1 protein-coding gene is annotated in these 349 nt (G+C 59.6%); it reads right to left on the bottom strand.

Annotated elements, in window-relative coordinates; translation table 11 throughout:
* Nucleotides 1–23: 23 nt before the first annotated feature.
* Nucleotides 24–349: transposase (locus tag EXE41_RS18850; RefSeq protein ID WP_137691816.1), on the bottom strand; the 326-nt coding region annotated here is incomplete at its 5' end.

Genomic DNA, 349 nt, shown 5'->3' with positions numbered 1-349 from the left:
CGCTCTTCGGTAGACTGGCGGAACTAGCGGAATACATTGACAGCGATACAGTCCACGAGACTGTGGATCGGTGCCCCAGTAAGGTTCAGTGACCGGAGGAAGCCGTAGGTCCGAGCGGCCTGTTCCAAGCCCTGCTTGGACAGGCCGCGGAACTTCGCCAACCACGGTTGGAGCAGTGACCAGAGGCACTCTACCTGGTTCGTGTGGACGCCTTTGTCGGACACGTACCTCTCGTCGTGGACAACGTATTGGTGATCGTGCTCCATGCCTCGGTAAGCTGGCAGTCCATCGGTCCAGACCTCTCCCAGCGGCTGGGAGAGGTCGTCTGCTTCCTCGATAACTGGCCCAA

Source organism: Halorubrum sp. SD690R (genome assembly GCF_005435035.1).
GTDB lineage: Archaea > Halobacteriota > Halobacteria > Halobacteriales > Haloferacaceae > Halorubrum > Halorubrum ezzemoulense.
The sequence above is the reverse complement of the archived record's forward strand: the minus strand, read 5'-3'. Positions and strand labels throughout refer to the sequence as shown.